The sequence below is a fragment of the Janthinobacterium sp. HH106 genome (genome assembly GCF_001758725.1).
GTDB lineage: Bacteria > Pseudomonadota > Gammaproteobacteria > Burkholderiales > Burkholderiaceae_D > Janthinobacterium.
In genome coordinates this window covers 62118-83551 of the sequence record NZ_LRIC01000018.1, presented here as the reverse complement: position 1 = coordinate 83551, position 21434 = coordinate 62118, and the positions used below count along the sequence as shown (strand labels likewise).

Below are 21434 nucleotides of genomic sequence, written 5' to 3'. Positions count from 1 at the left end.
CAAATCATGCTGACAGGGACAGCCCTCGTAAAGACGGCCCTGCTTTGACGCTTACGGAAGTGGCGTGTTGTTTAAGCCGAAGGGAGCTGCGCGGCGCAGTTCAAGGGCAGGAGGTCGTCGACCCGGTTGACCGGATGATCGGCGATGTTGGTCAGCACATGGCGCAGTCAGGCCTCGGGGTCAACACCGCCCAGCTTGGCCGTGACGATCAGCGAGTAGATGGCGGCGGCACGCTCTCCGCCGCTGTCGGCACCGGCGAACAGATAGTTGCGCCGGCCGATGGCGACACCGCGCAGGGCGCGCTCGGCGGCCGAGTTGTCGATCTCGATGATGCCGTTGTCGCAGTAGCGCAGCAGCGCCGGCCACAGTTTGAGCGCGTACTGGATCGCGGCCGCCGTGTCCGACTTGCGCGACAGCTTTTCAAGCGTGGCGCGTAGCCAGCTGCCGAAGTCGTCGAGCAATGGTGGTGATCGTTGCTGGCGCACCTGCTGTCGTTCATGCGGCGGCTTGTCGCGTATCTCGGCCTCGATCACATACAGCTCGGCGATCCGGCGCAGTGCCTCGGTCGTGATGGCCGATGGCCTGGCTGCATGCAGATCGTGGAACTTGCGGCGCGCATGCGCCCAACATGCCGCTTCCTGTATCGTGCCGTCGACATCGAGTGCATTGAAACCGGCATACGCATCGGCCTGCAGCACGCCCTTAAAGTTGGCCAGGTGAGTTTGCGGATGGATGCCTTTGCGGTCCGGCGTGTAGGCAAACCAGACCGCCGACGACGTGGTGTCGCCGCAAGCGCTATCGTCACGCACGTAGGTCCACAGCCGCGCTGTTTTGGTCTTGCCATTGCCCGGTGCCAGCACCGGAATCGGCGTGTCGTCGGCATGCAGCTTGATGCCAGCAAGCACATGGCGTCGGATTGCGTCCACCAGCGGGTGCAACAAGGCGCTGGCGGCACCAAGCCAGTTCGCCAGCAGCGCACGCTCCAGTTCAATGCCTTCGCGGGCATATATCACCGACTGCCGGTACAGCGGGAGATGGTCGGCAAACTTGGCCACCAGCACATGTGCCAGCAAGCCCGGCCCGGCGATGCCGCGTGCAATCGGCCGGCTTGGCGCAGGCGCCTGCACGATGGTATCGCAGCACTTGCAGGCCAGTTTTGGACGCGTATGGCGGATCACGCGGAAACTGCCTGGTATCCATTCGAGTTGTTCGGCAACGTCCTCGCCCAAGGGGTGAAGACCACCGCCGCAGGCGGGGCAAGCTTCGCCTGGCGGCGGGTACATTTTCTCGTCTCGCGGCAAGTGATCCGGCAAGGGACGGCGCACCGATTTCTTGCGCGGCGCCTGATCGGCCGCTGGCATCTCGCGCGCCGCTTCGCCCTCGTCAGCCTGCAGGTCTTCCAGTTGCAACTCCAGTTGCTCGATCTGGCGGTCGAGCTTTTCCGACTTGCGGCCGAACTGCATGCGCCGCAATTTGGCAATCTGCAGCTTGAGATGCTCGATCTCGACGGCGCGCGTGTTGAGCTGCTCAGTCAAGCCGGCGACGACCTGCTGCTGCGCGAGCAGCAGTGCTTTCAAGGCATCGATGTCGTTGGGCAGGTCGGCGAGGTTGAGCATGGGCCGAGTTTACGCGAGGGCGCCGACGTTTACAAGGCCGATGATGGTTGCCAGGTGCGCTCGGGGCGCCGCCAGTCGATGCCTTCGAGCAGCATCGACAGCTGTGCCTGCGATAGCAATACCGTGCCGCTGGTAGCCTGCGGCCAGACGAAGCGGCCGCGTTCAAGCCGCTTGGCCAGCAAACACAGCCCATCACCACTCCACCACAGTACTTTGATCATGTCGCCACGCCGGCCACGGAACACGAATACGTGACCGCTGAACGGGTCTTCGTCCAGGGCCGTTTGCACCCTGGCCGCCAGGCCGTTGAAACCAGAGCGCATGTCGGTCACACCGGCTGCGATCCAGATGCGCGTGCCCGCCGGCAAGCCAATCACGGCAGCAGGCTTTGCAAGACGAGCTGAAGCAGCGCTGCGTCGATGCCGGCATGCAGACGCACGACGGCATCGCCAATGATGATTTCAATCATGCCGCTTGGCTCAGCCATGTGCAGTGACGGCGACCGTGTCGTAGCAGGCTGAATATGCACCGGCAGCAGCGCCGGTGCGACCGGCTCGAACAAATCGGCACGCAACTCACGGCGCCACTTGAACAGCATATTGGCGTTGATGCCATTCTGCTGCGCCAACTTCGACACCGAGATACCAGGTGCACAAGCCTCGATGGCGAGAGGCCGTTTGAAGTCAGCCGGATAGTTGGGGCGGCCCTTGCGGTTGCCTGCCGTTTTATCTGTGTCCAAAGTGATTCGCAACAAAAAAGTGACGGGAACTACTTTGGGATATGTGGACTTTTAAAGATAGACGGCGCTGGGAAGACGCTTACGCCTTCGGCGACTGTCGCCCTCCTCTGCCCTTGGCCGCCCGCAACCAGCGCGCACCCGCGCTATGGTCCACGCCCAGGTAGCTGCACGGCATGCCGGCACTTCCACGTGGTGCTGCAGTCTGCCGCAGGTGCCAGTGCCACTCCCCTGCCGCTGATCGAACCAACGGTTTCAATCCATTTTTTGTTTGAACAGGGTACCGACGGCGACCGGCTGGCCGCAATCCACACCGGCCAGCGCCTGCAGCCGTGCCGCGTCAGCCATCGGGCATTTGACCGGCATGGCCTTTACGCAGTGAGTCAGCAGCCAGATGGTGTGGGTGGACACCGTCGGTGAACGTGAGGACCGGGTGCTCGGTCACGTCGATGCACGTCAGCACCTTCCACAGCAACCAGCGACCCCGCACTGGCGTTTCCAAGCGTCGCAGCTCACAGCTGACGGTGGCCAGCGGCACCGGTTGACACGGCCCTGCGCAAAATGCCGGTCAGGCCAAGGGAACTTGCGGTCCAGCGGCAAGGTCGCGTGGCTTTGGTGCGACACCTCCGGATGGGTGCTGCCCGGCCGGCACAATAGCTGCAGGAACCGCTGGGAGTCGACCTCCACGACCGCCTACGCCTCACCGTCAAATCCCGGGCTGCCCCGATGACGATTGCTGCCTTGCAGGTGCGAGAGCACAAGCGCGGCGCCGCGCCAGCACCAGGGGACAAGCTACAGGCAGCGGCGACGGATTGGGCACATACAATGACCAACCGGAAATGAGAACGGCCCGCAAGAAGCGGGCCGTCGAATAGTTGGGGAGGATAGTAACGCGGAACTTATCACAGACCGTTAAAACCTAACCCCTTTGATCTTTTGTCTACATTACGATGACATAGCGATATACTACCACACTTTATTCACCAACTTTATGCAGTATGCGCTTCGATAACAAGATCAAACCCGAATTGAATCTGACAACACGCCAGCGATTGTTTGGGGAAGTCTGGTTCAACCTGGTACACGAATATTCGCTCGATGCGTTCCGTGTTAGGACCATGAACCCGGTTAATGTGATCAACGAACTAGTACGCAGCTTTACCGTTCAACCTTTTAACGACCGTGATCGAGCCAAGATCATCGCCGAGGCAGTTGAGCTGCTCGCCACGTCACTTCTCATTCGGCAGGGTGCGCTGGGTGAGATCGCCGACGAACTGATTTTGTTGTTGGATCAATGGGGTAAGAAGAGTAGGCGTGACGAGGGAGTGGAGAACAAGGCTGCTGCCGACATCAAGGATAACGGGGTGACGTCTCATGCGATGATTCTCGCATTTGGTCGCGAGATGGAATCGGCTTTGAACGAAGTGTTTCTGCGTGCCTGTATTGATTGGTTGACGGCGCAACTCACAGACGCAGCGCCGCTAGCGCAGGACGACCAAACCGAGAATATTGTGCAGATCACGGGACAGATGCTTAGTCATCTGATCAGTGTCGGTTGGAGTTTCGAGTCGTTATTTCAGCTTTATCGTCGAGCATTCGCCCAGGACAGCCAGCACACCCCGGAGGGGGAAGCGTATGACTTCGCTCGGGCCCTGCGCTGGTTGTTTGCGCGTGTCGCGCGCGCACCCAAGGATTACGTAATCACTTTCACGATCAACCAGGTCGCTACTGGAGCTGAACTACCCAACAGGGTAGGCGACATTGTTTTCAGTCCGGAAGCGCTGCGGGTATCGGAAAGTTCCTCGGCGCCCGTCAGGCGTGTGGCTCAAGCGGCTCCAGGACGGATCTTCGCTACCATGACCGTCGAGGCTAATGATAGTCGGATTGCCGGGATGCGTGCCGCAGAGCATATCGAGCAGGTACTGGATGTGCTTCGCTACGATTTTATCAAGCAGAATTTTTCGTTGTCTGATCGCTTTCTGGTGCAAAAAGCCACTCATCACGTGGCGCTCGAGATTGCGAAAACCGTGCCGAACGAAAAGCGTGAGGTCACGCCAGCACAGTTTCAAACGTTCATGGAACAGCTGCGCAATCTCGTCGCAAGCGGTACGTTGGAGGCAGACTCCAAAGACCGGATCTATGCGGCGTTTCGATTGTACCGAACCGGAGCGGAAACTGCTAACCTGGAGAACAAACTGGTGCAATGGTGGACAGCGCTTGAGTACTTGGTCAAAGCCAGCGGCGGCGGTATCGGCGATGCGGTCGAACGCGCGCTTTACCCTACCGTCGTGTTGGCTTATTTGCCAAAGCATTTGAATTCGTTACGATTAGCACTGTTGGAGTTTGATGCGCCACTAATTCTCAGCGACGGCACGCAACCGGATCTGGTGAGTTGTCGCCTTCCAGAGTTACTGATGTACTGTAAAGATCAAGGATTCAAGCGTGGGGCCATGGCCGCTGCCCAGAGCAAAAGCCCGTACGCCGAGCACTATTTTGCTTCTTTGTTCAAAAAGGTGGAGAGTCCAAAATCGGAGCTGGAAGCATTGGACAGGCATGAGAGGGCGGTGCGTTGGCAAATCCAGCGGATCTACCGTGCGCGATGCGATATCGTTCACAGTGCTGGACGCGTCCCCCAAGTTGCCCTGTTGTGCGCGAACCTTGAGTCGTATCTGAAAATCCTACTCGACACCTTCCTGATTTCGCTGCAAAAGATCGACACATTACGCACCCCGCGTGAATTCTTTGATCGCCAGCACCACGTGCAGGCCCGCATCAAAGCGCAGCTTGGTGCCAAACCAGTCGCTTCCGAAGCCTTGCTGTTGGCTGCGCTGTCGAAACATCTATAGGGGTGCAGGAAGTATGCATGCGAGGGCGGTGATCTTCTTAGAAAAACGGGGCCGACCGACGGTAGAAATTTGTAGCCGACGGCCTCAAAAATAACTATCCTGAAATCCCTTATCTCTTGGAGAATTCAATGTCTGAAACTGAAGTGGTTCGCGTCGGCATTCACGATGCTAGCTCAACGGAGTTGCTGGCCGGCCCGATCTTCCTGCACCCGTTTCCGCGTCAGGGAGAAATCTTGGTGGTCGACGGCCAGTATTACCAAGTGCTGCTTACCGAGCGCGACTACAAGACGCAAGATGTAGCCAAGGTGTACGTGAAACCACTAGGACGCTACGACGATTATATGGTCGCCTTCTCATCCCTTATTTCAGGCGCAGCGAAACGCTAAGCCTGGTTGCCCTGCTACTAGCGAAACTCGGGGGCAATGCTACCCCGAGGACGCATAGGAAATTGGCCGGAAGAGGTTTCCCGTCACTCCAACATAGTCGCAAATCCGTCGCGCGGAATTTTCGGGGGGGGGGGGCCGGCGGCGAAGGACTGCTTCCGTAGGTGCCGGTGCGGGCGGTCCCAATGGTCTAGTGTATGGGCTTGTTGCGATCCGAATAAGTAAGAAGTTTGTTGAGAGCACTTAAGCTGGAAGCGGATTGCCTGAAAAAATGATCGTCAATGTTTTGGCTCCACGGGTCATTGCGACATATAGGTCTTTGGCATCAAGACTATCTGCGTCTAAAATTACTGCATGGTCATACTCCAAGCCTTTAACCAACAATGTCGTGCCAATGAGCCTTGTATGACGAATGGGCCTACCAGTATGCCTCATGTCACGTTGATAGAGCTTCGCTGATTCGCTCAAAGTGTCGCCGTCACCGTCAATGTGCATTTTCAAAACATTCAGGAAACGATAGAGCAAATCTCTTCTGAATGGGGACGTTTCTGGATTTTCCTTGAGTTTAAGAAAGAAGGCGTTCAGGTTTTTCGTCGTGGGATCACCCAGATAAAGATTCGCCGCCTGCAACATGAGCGGATACTTAGTCGTCTTGATCTGCTTGGCGACTTCACCTTTTTTCGTTCCTGCTGCAAGGGCATTGTCTACCCCCGTGAAACACTTCTTGGCAAAATCCAAAGCATGAAGGAACGCCGCTTTCGTGTCCTTCGCAGTGACCAGCTTCTTGATAATGGAGTGGAGCGCCTTCCCCTCAACTTCTTCAATAGAAGAGAACTTCCCACCCAACATACGAGCCAGAGCGTGAGTCTTTTCCTTGAACCGTTGGTCGCCTCCGTGAAGAGCGATGACCGTGCCTTGGGCGTCTAAAAGCTTCATGAGCGACGTGTGCTGTTTTTGAGGAATGAAGTCCGCCCCAGTATAAACTCGCCTTACGCTTATCGGCACATCATTAACAAGGTCAAGCTTCAGACCTTGTTCCAACCGCTCACGGGACTTTTTCAACCAGGCACCAAGCAGAGGTGCTTTTGCGTTATCCCACCGCCAAGGCGTTTCCAGCTTACCAAGACACTCAAAGTGGGGATAAATGCTGATGTCCCAGTCAACAGGCTTCTGGCCATTTTCAAAGTCAAAGATAGCCTGCATAGGATCACCCAAGACACGACATGGCAAGATGTCGGCCAACGTACACACAAGGTTGTGTTGAAGGTCTGAGCAGTCTTGATATTCGTCCACGTAGAAGCCGGCATAGCTGCAGAGAACAATGTGTCGTATGAACGCCATGGTCAGCAGGCCCGAACATGATTCATAGAGCTTGTCCCACTGCTTGCTTGAAGGGCTGTCCACCTTCCAGCCTGAACCCTTGGGGTAGGCCAAGCACAGTCGCAAGGACCAATTGGCGATTGTATCTACCTGATATTGTACAGTGGGCACCTTCAGAGCGGCCATCTTGGCCTTGAGTGAATTCACGCCAGCGAACGTATGCGTCAATATCAATTGCCGCTTCGTGGCAGTCTTGACAGCCATGGCAATAAGATGGGTCTTGCCATATCCAGCAGGGGCAATTATATACCCTTTGGTGGTGCAGTTCCCCAGCGTGATTGCCAGTTCGTCAGACATTGGAAGCCCATTTCCAGAGTAAGGCCAACTTGACTGCCATGTCCTTTTTTGAAAAAACTGGATCTTCAAATGTTGGGCTGATAGTAGAGAACCACTTCTCGCCTCGCGTAATGTCTTTGAACCAGCCGCTGCCTTTTGCGGCACTACCAATCGCCACTCTAATCTCTGGGCCGCCCTCCCATTCGTTTATGTCTTGGCTTAGCTCCTTATGAAGCTTGGATCGCACGTTATCATATACCGGAAAATGCAGATCGTCTTGCGCAAGTTTTAAGCTTGCTTTTATACTAGGCCAAGGTAAATCTTGGAAGGCTCTTTCCTCAAGCGACAGCATGTCGCTCCACGCATAAACATTGATTTCCAGTTTGCGAAGCTCTTCTTCGTCTGCTGGCGAAAACAGCTTCGGTGCGTCAGCGTCTGCCAAGACCGCTACGTCATACCACAAAGTCTTGAATGCTTTGGCAAGCCCTTTGACGTTGCTTGCACCTCCTGCATTAAGCAGGGCGACTCCATGATAGGAGAACGGATCGCCGCCCTTCCCGACTTGGTAGTCGTCAAAGCCTCTCAAAAATCCAACCTCAGTGGCACCTTCGCAGACAATGACCTTTTTCGCCAAGAATGCTTCTGCACTTGATCGAATTTTTCCTTGCGCTTCGTGCTCCGACAAGCTTTCAGAAAAGGCAGGAATGATCTTAACGACACCGGCCTTGCTATGGACGATGTAAAGCTCTTTCACAGTAAGCTCACGCAGCACAACCGGGGAATGCGTCGTCAAAAAATACTGCCCTCGCTTGTCCTCTCTGACGTGCTTGATCAGACGAGAAATCCGGTGCGGTTCCAAGCCAAATTCAACTTCATCAAACAAGGTGACGTGTCCTTCGTCCAAGCCTACTTGTTGAATCCCGCATAGGAGCATGCGACGAGAGCCCAAGCCCAACTGACGCAGCGGAATGTCACCGTCATGCAGCGCCAAGCCTCCTACCTTCAAGTTGATGGAACTCAAATCCAAGTGCGCTTGGTATGCGGTATTGACCGGCACACCCAAGCGCTTGGCTATGTCCTGCGATTTCTCAGCAGCGGCGTCAAAGTTCTTTAGCGTTACCAAGCGGTCGACGTCTAGCGACGTGCGGGCAGTTCGTGAGGCCGTGGCAAGGAGTTCGTTCAAGCTTTGGGCTTCGGTCAGTTTCGCCAGCGCCGTGCCAGTCGCCCACGATAGCTGCCTTTCACTGTAAGCACCAATGAGTCCTACACTGACCTTGTTGCGATCTGCTTGCTTGAACGTCACGCCTTCAGGGGTGCGGTCAGTAAAAATAACCCATTTGGGTTCCAGTTCTTTGCCGACAGTCAGCCGAACCGTCAGGACAGCCTCAAGGTGATCAGCGGATTCATCAAAGAGCTTCTGAGTTGCGCTATCCCAGCCCCGTTGATGTTGACCATATTTTTGCAAAGAACAGAAGTCAGGATCCAAGTCGCCAAAGGTAACTTCAATGACGATGCTGTCTGCAACCTTACACTGGTGGAAATCCGCGTCGGTAAAAGTTGGATTCCATTGAGGGTAAAAAGCGTAGCGAATAGCCTCCAAAATGGTGGACTTGGACGAGTCGCCCTTGCCAATCAAGCAGAAAATATCCGTTGACGGCAGGCTCCATTCAAGCTCTTTAACTCCGCGAAAGTTCTTGATCGTTATTCTTCTAATTTTCACGTAGCGAAATCCTCAATTTTTGAAATTATCTAATACAACGTCCTAGATCGTGCCTCACCCAGGCGGCACAGAACGGGTGAGTTGGCTCAGCGCGGCCCTTCACGAGCGCTGTATTGGCTTGGTCCCCTACTGGCCGAGCTCCGCCGATGACTAGAGGATAACATCTTGCTTATGTGAAAAATACGCGAAATCTCACAAGCTGAGCGGTGGCGCTGCATGAGAATGAGTGGGACGTTCAATGAGACTGAGTTGCGACGTTCTTCGTATAACTTTCGCGCGCGAAAGTTCCACAGGATTTGGTGAGCATGCGCGCCGACCTTACGAGTAGCGCAGCGAATCTGGCCGACGCCATCGTGATTGCGGCTGTTGTTATCGCAACGACGTTTCATTACGAGTTCTCAGCACACAGTGGAATTCGTAGTGATCGCTGGACCGGCAAGACCAAATACGAGTGCGGGGATCGGGGCAAATTTGGTTGGAAATCGATGGCCGAATGTGACGCAATCAACAAATATGGAAATGTGAACACACGAGAAACGATCCTTTCGCCCTACCGTACCTACCGCTATACGCTATGACGCAATGTCGACAGCCTGAGCGATGAGGGCTAGGCGCGCGCGCAGGCCAGCTTCAGCAGCTGGCGCAGCAGCGCTGGCAGTTGCACCAGAGCGATCGCCCGCCGCTCGATCAGGCGATCACCAGGCAGCGCCGGCAAGGCGCTGGCCACGACCGCTCAGCGGCCAGGATCTTGGTCGGCCAGCCGGTCGACGTCCAGCACAGCGCACGCCATCAGCATGGCCACGGCCGGCGCCGTGTTCTCGCCGTCAAACCCGGACATGGGTCAAGGCCTGCAGCTACTGCAGCGGCTGTCGATTCCAGTCGCTATGGTGGACCCCGACCCGGTGCTCGCACCGTCCGCCCGTTGCGACGGGCGCCCTCCTCTGCCGCTGGCCACCCGTGCTATGTCAACACCAGGTAACTGCACGGCATGCCGGCGTCTCCCGCCTGGTGCTGCGGCCTGCCGCAGGTGCCAGGCACCCCCACTTCCCTTTCGCTGATCGAACCCACGGTGTCAATCCATTTTTTGCTTGAACAATATACCGACGGCGACCGGCTGGCCGCCGTCCACGCCGGCCAGCGCCTGCAACCGTACCGCGTCGGCCATCGGGCATTTGACCGGCATGGCCTGCACGCCGTGAGTCAGCAGCCAGATGGTGCGGGTGACCCCGTCGGTGAACGAGAGGACCGGGTGCTCGGTCACGTCGACGCGCTCTAGCACTTGCCACAGCAACCGGCGACGCCACACCGGCGTTTCCAAGCGTCGAAGCTCACAGCTGACGGTGGCCAGCGGCACCGGGTTGACACGGCCCTCCGTAAAATGCTTGTCCGGCCAATGGAACTTGCGGTCCAGCGGCCAGGTCTCGGGGCTTTGGTGCGCCACCTCTGGATGGCTGCTTCCCGGCTGGCGCCATAGCTGCAGGAACCGCTCGGCGTCGACCTCTACGACCGCCCATGCTTCGCCGTCAGATCCAGGATCCTCCTCGGACATATAGACCATGTCGCTGTCGGTGTGCACGGTGAACAGTGCGCCCTGGAAGTGGTGAATAGCGTGAACACCGGCGAAGGTGCGCAGCGCCGTCATGGCGAACAACTATCGCCGGCACTGGCAGGCCGCTTGTCCCCGCGCGCCAGTTTCGAGGAGGACGGGCTGCAGTTCCGTTCGGCCGGCTTACCGTTGATGAACTGCTTGCCGAGGGCTGGCGCGTGATCGCTGGCGGCTATGGCACGGAACCGACCGGGCTCGCACCAGAATGCCACATTGACGCCTTGCTGAGCGGCGAACAGTTGCTGGGCCTGAGCACAGTTCTGGCGGTTATACGCCGCCCCGTCCAGAGCATCGAAGGTGGCGACGTGCAGGCGCAGGGCCGCATTGGTCACGCTATTCCGGTATAGGGTGTAGATCGCAGCATCCGGCGCTGCCTGAGCCCATGCGAGCTGCATGGCGACCGCGGCCAGGATAAGCATGCCGAGACGGGACATACTGGAAACGTTCATCGTCTTATCTTTTCAGCAAGGATCGACGTGTTTGCGCGCCAGCGGCGCGAGGAACACCAGGCGGCCGTCCGCCTCGTAGGTCGCCCGCTCATGCTGATACTCGCTCCCCGCAGTGTTCCTCTCCTCGCAGCCCCGGTAGATGCTCCAAGAGGTTTCAAAGTCGATGTCTACCTGAGTGGGGCAGTCCTCGTTGATCGCCACGCTATCCACCTTGACCTCGTAGATTTCCGCGCGGTCGTCGGCGTGGTCGTCCAGTAGCGCGTGCGCGACCTCATATAAGAACCTCCCGCCGTTCTCGTGCAGGACCTGCTGAAGCTGGTCCGCGTCCAGGCCTAGACCGACTAAAACCGACATCTCACGCATTGCCTGCTCCTAGCAGAATAAAAAGAGAATTATGCACTCAAACAAACCGTTGGTCTGGCGAGGTGGAAGTGTCCATCGCAGCGGCACAAATTTCCGCACTAGGGTATGAGACCGGATCGAGACCTTGCCGGCGCCGTACGAAGGGATGGATCATGCCGCCTTGGATCGGACCAGGCCGAATGATGGCGACCTCAATGACCAGGTCGTAAAAGGTGTGTGACAGCATACGCGGCAGCATTGACATCTTCGCACGTGACTCGATTTGAAAGACGCCAACCGTGTCGGCTTGGCAGATCATTTCGTACGTGCCGGGATCTTCTGGCGGCACATCACTCAGCTCGAAGCGCTCGCTGCGGTTCTGTCGCGTTGCTGATTAAAGGGCGAAATTTTTCCGGCACGGCACATTGCACATCAAACTGGGCGCACCATTCCTGCCAGCACAGAAAATTGGTCGGCGAACGACATCGCATCGACGCCGTCGATGGCGAACTGGCCCTTGCGGATCATATGTATCAGTTCGATGCCGGCGAGACCAGCTGGCGGAGTGGAACGATTTGAAGTTGAGCATCGGCCTGGCAACCCGTTTGATGGCGCGATGATCCTGCTCGACGATGTTGTTCAGGTATTTGACCTGGCGCACCACGATCGGCACGTCGCGGCCAGCGTTGATCGCATCGATGGCCGCCTTGTTGGCGCCGCTCTTGTCCATCGCGACCTTGTCCGGATCGCCGTTCGCTCCCATTGCCTTGTCGAAGAAGCGCTTTGCTGCGGCCATGTCGCGCTTGGCCGTGAGCAGGAAGTCGACGGTCTTTCCCTACTTATCGACGGAGCGGTACAGGTATTTCCAGACGCCTTTGACCTTGATGTAGGTCTCATCCATGCGCCAGCTGCGGCCGACTGGGCGCTTGTGTTTACGGGCCATGTTCTCGACCAGGGGCAGGAAACGAATCGCCCACCGATTGATTGACGAATGGTCGACCGACACGCCGCGCTCTTGGATCATCTCTTCCAAGTGTCGGTAGCTCAGCGGATAAGCTACATACCAGCGTATGCAAACAAAGATCACGTCGATCGGAAAGCGCATTCCTTTGAAGTTGAGCATGTCGATTCGTCCAAGGTTCGGGCGTCGTAACTTACCTGATAGGCTCGTCGACCTTCGCTAATGCAATAGAACCCAATATCTTGAGCATCGCACCAATCCACCTCGAAGCCCTTTAGCAGGAACTATTGCATAGGCTGCTTTATAAACGTGGACGGGCGTGTTGCTGGCGCCTTGATCGATGCGCTCGCAAGCCAGATACAACGGGCCGCGAATCTGGACATCGTCTGGCAGACTTTTTCGGCGAAGGCCAACATTTTTATCGGCGATATGCGGGCGCCTATGAATGCTGGACAGGCCGTATCGAACCTATTCGCTGTCTCATCATCTATGTGCAGTTTGAAACACTACTGACGGCAACATAAGCAAACAGGCCATTTCCAGTTTCAAAAATATCAGCCCTCCTGCTCGCTGAATATTAGCAGCTAATAAAATTCTGTATGTCATTGATTTCATTGACTTAAATCTATATTTAAAAATATTGCGATATGCTAAGCCATTGATTTTTAACGTATTTTATACTTCAGGTAATTTTCGTTACGATAAAGAACTTGCAACGCTGCATCCCTGATTCTCTTGCGAACGTTACACTCTTGTTCGGTACACTCATCTACAGCAATCGATACACTCATTGCAATATGATTGTCAAATAATGCTACTCCAATCAATCTAGCATTTGCAGAAGATAGCATCCTCCCGCGTTGATTGATTTCCAAGCGATAAGTGGCTTTGCGGTCTATTCAGTAGCGCCCACCTAAGTAATGTTTGTTAAGTTGCATTGAAAATTGACCCATTTTCCTCACGAATTTACAACGGAATCTGACCGAGGTTAGTAGCACAATTCCACCTGTCTTATCGGCAGGAGATCGGAGTGACCGACATGGGTCTACTCGGCATCATTCAACTCTGGCACCTTCGTGACAAGATCTCAATACGAGAAATCGCTAGGCGATTGGATATTTCGCGCAATACCGTCCGACGCTACCTGCGATCGGAAACCACTGAGCCCTCCTACTCGGAGCGGCGGTCAGTTAGCGAATTAGACAAATACTCAGTACAGCTATCTAGGTGGCTCAAGGCCGAGACGACTAAACCGCGTAAGCAGCGGCGCAATTTGAAGCAGATCCATTAGGACCTGAAAGAGCTGGGCTATGCAGGGTTATACGACCGCGTGGCAGCGTTTGCCAGGTAACGGAAGGCAAGTTAAACAGAGTGGGTCAATTCTGCGAGCAAACGAACAGTCTAGGATCTGGTCGATGAGCGGACAGCGCTGTTTATCCCTTCACAAGTTGGATGAACAGTGTGGTAGGGGCTACACGAAGTCACAGACTAGCACTGTAGTCAGAAGTCTCCAAATTGAATTCGATTGAACATGCCATCATCTAACTGCAGCAATGCTAAGCGATAAGGTGGTCGGAAATCCCTTTGTTAACCTCGCCCTTCGTGCTTATTACGAGCAATGTACAGTATGATTTGCCCATCAAATGCTGAACGATAATTGGGGAACGTTAAGTTATACAGCGTGATACTTGAACAAGTGAACAGGGCGAGAAGTGGACAAGGCCGCTGCAAGTATATCTTCCATACTTGCAACGGCTATGCCGTTCGCTAGTAAAACGCAGAAAAGCTGGACGCTTATCGAATATTAGCAGCTAATAAAATTAGCTAAGTATTTGATTTTAAAGGAAAAAACCTATATACGCCAAAATAAATAAAATCTAAGCCTTTGATTATTAAGCTTTTTTTTCTGCGGGCAGTTCCAGCGACTCCGCAAACTGCCGTAGCGCTGCTAACGTGCGCTTGCCGGCCATTTCGACATCGACGCCTTCTTCGATATTGATCACGATTTGTTGTGCGTGAACACGCACTTTAAAGGCTGAGCGACCATTTTTGTCACCGATGGTACGGGGCTCGACTGCTGCCTTCCGCGGACGTTTGGATTCGAGCGCCTTACTGATTAACACTTTCAGTTCGTTCGGTTCCAGATCCGGTTTGTCAATCAACGTGTCCAGCGTGGTCGTGATCTTGGATAAAGCATCAGGGTATTTGTCGAGCATCTCCTGAGCCACTTTGGCGTGACGGTAGCTCAGTAGTGCAGGGTACTTTTCCAGCAGATCAAGGACGACCGGTGGCAGTTTCAACATGCCCAAGCACTGGGAGACACGTCCCTGCGAACACCCAGTCAGACGCGCAACGTCCTTCTGCGTCTCCGCAAATCCTTCCGACATCAGTTCACGATAAGAAAGAGCGCGTTCGAAATCGCTTAATCCTTCATTGGTCTCGTTACTCAACAACGTTGCCTGGTGAGCTTCACGATCATCCAGCGCCATGACGTTGGCATCAAGTTCTGCCCAGCCGATTAGTCGTGCGGCACGCGTACGTCGGTGGCCAGCGATCAGCTGGTACTTGCCACTGGCTAATTTTCGCACGCGGATCGGTTCATCCTGGCCGCGTGCCTTCAGTGTTTCTCCTAATGCTTGAATCGCTGTCTCGTCATAGCGGCGACGTGGCTGCCAAGGCGAATCAACCAGATCCTGCACTGCGATTTTAACGATCATGCTGTGTTCAGCCTCGCCAGCCATATCCGATGTCGTCGTTTGCGCAGGCGGGATAGGTGATCCATTATTTGTCGCCGCAGCAGGCGTATCCGAGTCCTTGAGCATGTCCTCCAGAGACTTTGACGGTCCGTGCGGTACCGCGTTCATGTGCATGGCTGGTGTTGCCACAGCAGGCGCCGAAGCGCCCAGGCGAGCGGCCAGGGTGGCGGCAAACTGCGATTCGGTTTGTTTGTTTTTCACAGTATTCCCATCTTCTCAATCAATGCTTTCGCCACTTCGCGCAACTCACGCGCTGCTGTGCTGCTTGGTCTGGCCAACGCCAGCGGCATGCCTTCATCATCGCTTAGTACCTTTTTAAACTCTTCGCTGGAACTGATTTGCTTGTCGAGCCAGGCATCCGGATATTGCTTCGTCAACGCTATGACCTGTGCAGCGACACGCACGCGCGTCATGTCAAAAAAGTTACCCAATATCGTCAATTCAGGATAGCGGTTATGTTCCTGCTGCATTTCACTCAGGACGCCTGCAAGGTATGACACTGATTTGGTGCTGTACTTTTCCATCGACACCGGTGCGATCACATAGTCACTTGCCAACAGGGCTCCGCGTGTGGTCTGGTTCTTGGCGGGAGGGGCGTCGAACATGATTACATCATACTGCGACAAATCGATCTGCTTATTCTTGCCGGAGCGGTTTTCTGCCAGGAAGCGCGCGATCGCCAGTTCCGGCTTCTTGCTCATGATGGCATCAACCGTAAACAAGGCCTCGAGCCGGTCCAGCGTCACTTCGGACGGAATCAGGTGCGGACCATTTTCGCCAAAAGGTTTCTTCAGCACGTCCTTGAGCTCTGGTGGCTGACCGTTGGTCTGCCACTGCGGTAGCAAATGGCCCAGGTGATAATCAACGCAGGTCGACAGAGGCAACCCCGACTCTATCGCTTCTTCATGGGTCAGCTCGGGATCATATCCATAGGAAATAGTCAGATTGGCCTGGAAGTCGAGGTCAGCAACCAAAACCTTGAGTCCCATCAACGCAAATATGGCGGCCAGATTAGACGTTTGCGTTGTCTTTCCAACACCACCCTTTGGCGCATAGACGGTCACGATGCGTTTAGCCTTCGCTGTCACGCCATATTTCTTTGCGCGATAGGCGGCCAGATCGTAAATGTTTTCGATACTGAACAGCCGCGTCTTGGGTCCTTCTCCCGGCTGGCGTTCAATCTGCAGACCAGCATCATCGGAGTCGCGACGCACGGCATCGACGCTGATACCCAACAGGGTCGCAACGGCTTGTACTTTGAAAGGCTTACGGGTCAAGAGATTCCCCTTATAAATTCACTGACGCTATTTTTGCAAATTATCATTACCGTTGCAAGGATTTTTCGACTTTAATGGAAAAAACCTAGCAGCGAAGCGTTATCCATCAAAACAGGGGAAGGTGGCTTGGCACGGAGTGAGCCTGGAAGTTCATTAAATTCCAAAAAGCTTTAAAAACCTTTAATTAACCTTTAACCGGCACAGCGTGAGCGTGGCGCTTCTTTTCAGGCGGTTTAGGGTTGTGGATATGTTTACAGGTGAGTTATTTTGATAGGGCAGGGATGTGGGTATGTTTACAGGTGAGCTTTTTTGATAGCCAACGGATGTGGATATGTTTGGAGGTGCGTTTTTTTGATAGTAGCTGTGGATATCTCTGTTTTTATGCCCATTTTTTCAGCAATGGCGTGTGCGTACCCCAGATACGGCCAAGAAAGTGATCGGTAATGCAATAGAATCGCCGGTTCGCGTTAGATGATCTCCTGAGCGAGTTCACAAGAGCAGAAGGCCATGCAGCATGCCACCATGCTGCAGAGATAAAAGGTGAGGGTTTTTGATAGGGTAATTCAGTCAACGTCAAAAAAGGTGAGGTATTTTGATAGTCAAAGCGGCCTTTTTTACCGAAAGGTGAGCTTTCTTGATAGTTTGAGGCGTAGGATTATGAAAAGGTGAGCTTTTTCTTTTATTTTTTCACTTGCAGAATGATGCGGCCACAGAAAATAAATGATTATGGGATGAAAGGTGCGAATTTTTGATAGCAAAAATGCTCCATTGTCGATGGAGCAAGTCAAAAGGTGCGCTTTTTTGATAGGTAATTGGCGATAAAGGCGAAAGGTGAGCGTTTCTGATAGGCTGGACGGGCGACAAATGCAACAATGTGAGCTTTTTTAATAGGCATCTTGGCTGACAGACGCGTAAAGGTGAGCTTTTCTGATAGCCAAGATGGATTTCGTAGGTGCCCGGGCAACATTTTCGTCAGGTTTTCCCTAGAGACGCCTGGCAAGCCGGTTGGCGTACCGCGCGTTGTGCTGATTTTCACGCGTAATCAACCGAAAAGCTCACCTCTCGCCAGTGCGGCTGGAGGCCAGTCGGAGAATCGGCGCGGTGCCGGCAGCATGCTGTGCCTGGGACAGAGCGACAGGCGCCAGGCAGCAGCTGCAGGGGCTCAGTGGTAACCGCGCGAATCCGATTGCAGCGGCATCATTTTCGCTTCGCGCAGGCATTGGCCAGGTCGGCGCACAGAGGTCTTCGCTGATGCTTGAGGGAAAGCGATTGACGCCGCCGTTGATAAGGTGAACAATAACCGCCAAATTCTCACCTCCAGAAGATATGACCCCAGAAGAAACCCCCGGTTCGCAAATGGCGCTCGCGCTGCTATTCGATCAACAACCAGAGATTCTGAAAAAGCCCGTGCAAGCCATTCACATGGCCATTACGGGGGGGATCCAGAGCAAGACGCAGCGCCTGGCTTTCAATGCCATGCTCAAGCATGCGCTAGAGGAGCATGCCAGGAATCCTGGACTGGAAACCGAAACTTACTCGATCTCGCGCGAGGAGCTGATGCGCATTATTGGCTACAGTTCGCCCAACCGGAAGCATTTGAAAGAAGCCCTCACCCAGATGCAGAAGCTGACGGTGCAGTGGGATTTCTTGCGCAAGGACGGCGATCCGATGTGGGCCTCGTGCGTCCTGCTGCCATTTGTCGCATTCGATCGTGACAAGGTGTTTTACTCCTATGCGGCGCAGATCAAGCCGATGTTATTCGACTCCAAAATTTATGCTCGCCTCGACCTGCGCATCCAGCGCACATTCCGTCTGGATCCAGCTGCCGCGCTGTACGAATGGGTCAACCGCTTCCGCACCAATCCGTCCAAGCGTACCAATGAAATGACCTGGACGGACTGGCGCTGGTGCATTTACGGCGAGGTGAGCGAAACCTCCATCCTTAACGAATACAAGATTTTCAAGCGGGACAAGCTCAAGCCGGCCATCAAGGAGATCAATGAAAAGTCCGATCTAACCATCGAGCTGATTGAAAACCGCGATGGCAGTCGCAGCGTGAAGTATCTCCAGTTTATCGTGGAAGAAAAGCAGATATTTCGCGCCATTCCCGATGTGGACGACAAAGGGGAGTGGGAAAAGCGTCTCGAGGACCTGGGCTTGTCGGCACGCGACCGCAAGAAAATCCTGGCCACCTATCCGACTGCGGTCATCGATGCGCACTGGAAATTCACGATGGCACGCGTGAGCGATAAAAGCCAGCCTGCCATCAAGAGTCCGAGCGCGTACCTGAAACGCGCACTGGAGGGCAATTTTGCGCCGGATGTGGTTGAAAAAGCGCCTGCAGGGGGAACGCAAGATATGGAGGCCATGCGTGACATCCAGACGAAATTTACACAAACGCGCAATGCTGAAGCCGAAGCGATGCTCAGCGAGATGCTCGAGGTGGATCGGGAAGCGGTGATCGCGGAGTATAACGCTGCCCAGGACAGCAAAGTGACGCAGGTCCCGCAGGACAATGAGAAGCGCACCTCGCGCTATATGGTGCCGCTGTTTGCCTGGCTGGCAAAAAAACATTGGGGGGAGCCAACGCCTCAAGACCTGTTCCAGTTCGCGCTGCAAACCGGTGCGATTTCGCTCAAATAGAACTGGCATGGCAGTCCGACCGTCAACCGCAGCACTCCCTTGGCGCCAGCCCGGCTGTCTTTCCCAGTTTTGCCTTGCTGACTAGGGCACGTTATACGACAAAACGGAAATGAATAGGGTAAGCCATGGTGCTGCTTGCCAGCCTGGTCTGGCTCAGAGAAACCTGGTCGTCACTTTACCTGCTTGGTAATATCCAGATAAGGCTGGGTAGAGCGCTCGAGTGCCAGCCCAAGTGATTCGGTCAATTCCGGCACGGTCATGCCATTGCGCAGCTCGTGCACTGCAAAGGTGTTGCGCAAGGTCCGGCCGCCGGTTCGCGGAACATCGTCGATGCCGGCCCGTTGAAAAGTGGCCTTCACTTGTCGGTATACCGTGGACTTGTTGAGCATGGCGCCTTGCAAATCGGCAGGAAAGGCATATGGACCTGGGATTCGCAAGCACGCACGCTCGGCTAGCCAAGTGAGCAGCTCGGCCGCAGCAGTAGCTGGCAATATGGTGGTGTGGGCGTAACTGGTGTCATGCTTCTCTGCCGGCGTCAGGTCCAGTTCGAGGCCGTCGTCAAAGCGAGTCTGTTCGCTGACTTCTGTCAGCAGCAGGCCGACCGCCTCCGCCACGCGCAGTCCGCCGAGCAGCATGGTGATCTGCATCGCGCGGTCGCGGCGTCGCTTCCAGTTGGCCGATCCCGGTCGGCGGGAAACCGGGGCCGAGGGCAGCGCATCGAGGAAGGCGGCTATTTGATGCTCCTGCAGCGCGACGGTGGTAGCATCTTTTGCTAATTTTCCCTCCTGAAATGTCTGGAAAATGGCATGTTGCGCAGGGTTAGGCACCACTTGCAAATAGTCGAAGCATCGTTCCAGCAGGCGCAGATAGCGATAAGAAATTTTGCTGTTGAGCCTTTGGGAGGACGTCTTATCAGCATCGTCATCCGCACCTAGAAATTGCAATAAATCGTCTTGGCCAAGCACCGAGAATATCTTGTGATGCTTGCTCATCCAACGATCGAAGGTACGAAACATCGAAATATAGACCAGCGCAGATTTGTCGGAAATGGGCGGTCGCTCCTTGAGCACGGCTTGTTTGGTGATCTCCACAAAATCTGCCGTTTTGACAAATGCCTTGAAACAGGTGAGCGGACTGGCGTCCCAGAGCTTGCGTGATGTCATCATCAATCAGGCGAGTAAACAGGCTGTCAGTTTATCCTAAAATGCAATTAACCAACATAGGTAGATTGCTTTAACCGTGACTGGTCGCTTTACGGCAATCATCGAGGTTTTGCTCTGTAGACGCTTTTTGTTTGACTGATGTTGTGGCGATTTTTTTAGTTTATCGCGCTTAGTGAGGACGTCAGAGTCACCGTAGTCAGTGGCTTGGCAATGTACTGTTGTTTTATATTTACATGTTGGTTAATTGCATTTTGGTTGCACAGATAATAGAAATTTATTGTTTCAGTCGCTTCATGGGATGCGATCTACCGATATGCCGCCTTGACCAGCAGGTGCAACGCGGTGGCCAATGACGTGGGCGTAATGACATGACTGACACCTTGGACAGACATGTGCCACAGCTGCAAGAAGGTAGTCTGCGAGATGATTCGGTTGCCGCTAGCCCACCTCAGCATGGCCGAAACGATGAATTTGTGCCAGTAAAGTCCAGCTACGCCATAACGGAACTAATGAATCAGGCTTCCTGTTGCGACGCCACAGGAAGCGCGCCACTTTCACCATTCAGACATACACGACATCGCGCCTATTTTCTGTCAGCCAAAGAGCTGGCATGGGTCAACAATTAGGTTGCGAGATAGGGAGAATAGTCAGTGTGCCAGCTGGCAAGTGTGTAGGCAGTGGGAAGGTAGCACAGGTGCCTTGTGGAGGGCGGCAGGGCATGGAGGCATGGACAACAATTATGTGGCTCCGCTGCTCGGGTCTGGGTCGCCATGAAGCGCCAATAATGCCTGGATTTCCGGACAATCGGCTTGGCCTGCTGGAGTCAATGCCGGCAGCACCACACCCGATTCCAGTTTCTGGTTCAGCCGGAAGAGGTGTGCTTCACGCAACCTCGGTACCGCAACCTTGGCGGTTGTAATCACGACGCTATGCGGCGTCACCAGGGCAGCGAGCGTCAACATGCCATTGGGGGCATAACACTGCGTGCTGAACACGGGGTTGACGGTTTCTAGCAGGCTGCCTGCGTACGGTGGCCGTAGCTTGTGCTCAGCAGCGTTGATCGCTGCATTATGCATGGGATGAATGGGTAATTTTTTCAAATACTCCACGACATTTTCGAGCGCCCTCTCAAGCTCCGCAATCCGAGTGGCGTTCGTCACGTTCAGCATTGACTTCTCCGTCGGCACCATGCCGCAATGCTGATATTTTACTATCCGCCTATACCGTATGTACATGCACAATGGTGCGGGGCTCCCAATGCCGTTCACAAACGGGTGAGC

Annotated in this window: 18 protein-coding genes and 3 pseudogenes; 5 read left to right on the top strand and 16 right to left on the bottom strand. The window is 54.7% G+C overall.

Going from position 1 to position 21434, the window contains the following annotated elements:
• Nucleotides 1-71 precede the first annotated feature (71 nt).
• The 4 genes and pseudogenes from JAB8_RS09865 to JAB8_RS29490 all read right to left on the bottom strand — a co-directional run bounded on the left by JAB8_RS09865 (nucleotide 72) and on the right by JAB8_RS29490 (nucleotide 2763).
• Nucleotides 72-1616 (bottom strand): annotated as a pseudogene (locus tag JAB8_RS09865) (IS66 family transposase).
• Between the two features lie 29 nt (nucleotides 1617-1645).
• Complete coding sequence (tnpB, locus tag JAB8_RS09860) at nucleotides 1646-1993, bottom strand: IS66 family insertion sequence element accessory protein TnpB (protein WP_038492299.1); 348 nt, start codon at nucleotides 1991-1993, stop codon at nucleotides 1646-1648.
• Nucleotides 1990-2355: a transposase gene (locus tag JAB8_RS09855; RefSeq protein ID WP_254679486.1), complete on the bottom strand. Its 366-nt coding sequence runs from the start codon at nucleotides 2353-2355 to the stop codon at nucleotides 1990-1992. Before JAB8_RS09855 ends, tnpB begins: the two co-directional genes overlap by 4 nt.
• Nucleotides 2356-2607: 252 nt before the next feature.
• On the bottom strand, nucleotides 2608-2763 hold the full coding sequence (locus JAB8_RS29490; protein ID WP_175445181.1) for a hypothetical protein: 156 nt from the start codon (nucleotides 2761-2763) through the stop codon (nucleotides 2608-2610).
• Between the two features lie 587 nt (nucleotides 2764-3350).
• Here JAB8_RS29490 and JAB8_RS09850 point away from each other — a divergent pair.
• Nucleotides 3351-5198 carry a hypothetical protein gene (locus tag JAB8_RS09850; RefSeq protein ID WP_070289363.1) on the top strand — a complete coding sequence of 616 codons (1848 nt, stop codon included), beginning with the start codon at nucleotides 3351-3353 and terminating at the stop codon, nucleotides 5196-5198.
• Between the two features lie 128 nt (nucleotides 5199-5326).
• Entirely contained in the window at nucleotides 5327-5584 is a 258-nt protein-coding gene (locus JAB8_RS09845) for a hypothetical protein (protein WP_070289361.1), read from the top strand.
• A 240-nt stretch (nucleotides 5585-5824) separates the two neighbouring features.
• Here the strand turns inward: JAB8_RS09845 and JAB8_RS09840 are convergent, their stop codons facing one another.
• Together JAB8_RS09840 and JAB8_RS09835 are read right to left on the bottom strand one after the other, a co-directional pair.
• Nucleotides 5825-7258 (bottom strand): AAA family ATPase, encoded by a 1434-nt coding sequence (locus tag JAB8_RS09840; RefSeq protein WP_070289359.1) that lies wholly within the window; start codon nucleotides 7256-7258, stop codon nucleotides 5825-5827.
• Nucleotides 7251-8957, bottom strand: a complete 1707-nt coding sequence (locus tag JAB8_RS09835) for an AAA family ATPase (RefSeq protein WP_070289357.1) — start codon at nucleotides 8955-8957, stop codon at nucleotides 7251-7253. Before JAB8_RS09835 ends, JAB8_RS09840 begins: the two co-directional genes overlap by 8 nt.
• Nucleotides 8958-9262: 305 nt before the next feature.
• Between JAB8_RS09835 and JAB8_RS29010 the strand changes: the two genes are divergently transcribed.
• The gene (locus JAB8_RS29010; RefSeq protein ID WP_139143001.1) at nucleotides 9263-9535 is read left to right on the top strand and encodes a hypothetical protein; all 273 of its coding nucleotides are present in this window, start codon (nucleotides 9263-9265) and stop codon (nucleotides 9533-9535) included.
• Between the two features lie 494 nt (nucleotides 9536-10029).
• Here JAB8_RS29010 and JAB8_RS09830 read toward each other — a convergent pair whose 3' ends face one another.
• The 5 genes and pseudogenes from JAB8_RS09830 to JAB8_RS28145 form a co-directional block, all read right to left on the bottom strand.
• Nucleotides 10030-10608 carry a hypothetical protein gene (locus JAB8_RS09830; RefSeq protein ID WP_070289356.1) on the bottom strand — a complete coding sequence of 193 codons (579 nt, stop codon included), beginning with the start codon at nucleotides 10606-10608 and terminating at the stop codon, nucleotides 10030-10032.
• Nucleotides 10596-11012 carry a hypothetical protein gene (locus JAB8_RS29005; protein WP_070224734.1) on the bottom strand — a complete coding sequence of 139 codons (417 nt, stop codon included), beginning with the start codon at nucleotides 11010-11012 and terminating at the stop codon, nucleotides 10596-10598. The genes JAB8_RS09830 and JAB8_RS29005 overlap by 13 nt, the downstream gene beginning before the upstream one ends.
• Nucleotides 11013-11024: 12 nt before the next feature.
• A complete protein-coding gene (locus JAB8_RS09820; RefSeq protein ID WP_070224733.1) occupies nucleotides 11025-11375 on the bottom strand; it encodes a hypothetical protein in 351 nt (116 codons plus the stop codon).
• Between the two features lie 88 nt (nucleotides 11376-11463).
• Nucleotides 11464-11736: pseudogene (locus tag JAB8_RS09815) on the bottom strand (hypothetical protein); the annotation flags it as partial.
• Between the two features lie 50 nt (nucleotides 11737-11786).
• A pseudogene (locus JAB8_RS28145) lies at nucleotides 11787-12477 on the bottom strand (IS6 family transposase).
• Nucleotides 12478-13354: 877 nt separating this feature from the next.
• On the opposite strand from JAB8_RS28145, the gene JAB8_RS28140 reads away from it, so the two are divergent.
• A complete protein-coding gene (locus JAB8_RS28140) occupies nucleotides 13355-13606 on the top strand; it encodes a helix-turn-helix domain-containing protein (RefSeq protein WP_343216102.1) in 252 nt (83 codons plus the stop codon).
• Nucleotides 13607-14207: 601 nt separating this feature from the next.
• Here JAB8_RS28140 and JAB8_RS09800 read toward each other — a convergent pair.
• The 3 genes from JAB8_RS09800 to JAB8_RS29000 form a co-directional block, all read right to left on the bottom strand.
• Nucleotides 14208-15272: a ParB/RepB/Spo0J family partition protein gene (locus tag JAB8_RS09800; protein ID WP_131689676.1), complete on the bottom strand. Its 1065-nt coding sequence runs from the start codon at nucleotides 15270-15272 to the stop codon at nucleotides 14208-14210.
• The gene (locus tag JAB8_RS09795) at nucleotides 15269-16348 is read right to left on the bottom strand and encodes a ParA family protein (RefSeq protein ID WP_070289355.1); all 1080 of its coding nucleotides are present in this window, start codon (nucleotides 16346-16348) and stop codon (nucleotides 15269-15271) included. Before JAB8_RS09795 ends, JAB8_RS09800 begins: the two co-directional genes overlap by 4 nt.
• A 784-nt stretch (nucleotides 16349-17132) precedes the next feature.
• Complete coding sequence (locus tag JAB8_RS29000; RefSeq protein ID WP_139143000.1) at nucleotides 17133-17384, bottom strand: hypothetical protein; 252 nt, start codon at nucleotides 17382-17384, stop codon at nucleotides 17133-17135.
• 290 nt (nucleotides 17385-17674) lie between these two features.
• Between JAB8_RS29000 and JAB8_RS09790 the strand changes: the two genes are divergently transcribed.
• The gene (locus JAB8_RS09790) at nucleotides 17675-18991 is read left to right on the top strand and encodes a replication initiation protein (RefSeq protein ID WP_083287468.1); all 1317 of its coding nucleotides are present in this window, start codon (nucleotides 17675-17677) and stop codon (nucleotides 18989-18991) included.
• 170 nt (nucleotides 18992-19161) lie between these two features.
• On the opposite strand, the gene JAB8_RS09785 is transcribed toward JAB8_RS09790, so the two are convergent.
• Both JAB8_RS09785 and JAB8_RS09780 read right to left on the bottom strand, forming a co-directional pair.
• Nucleotides 19162-20157, bottom strand: a complete 996-nt coding sequence (locus JAB8_RS09785; RefSeq protein ID WP_070224726.1) for a site-specific integrase — start codon at nucleotides 20155-20157, stop codon at nucleotides 19162-19164.
• A gap of 734 nt (nucleotides 20158-20891) precedes the next feature.
• Entirely contained in the window at nucleotides 20892-21323 is a 432-nt protein-coding gene (locus JAB8_RS09780; protein ID WP_070300259.1) for a hypothetical protein, read from the bottom strand.
• Nucleotides 21324-21434 lie beyond the last annotated feature (111 nt).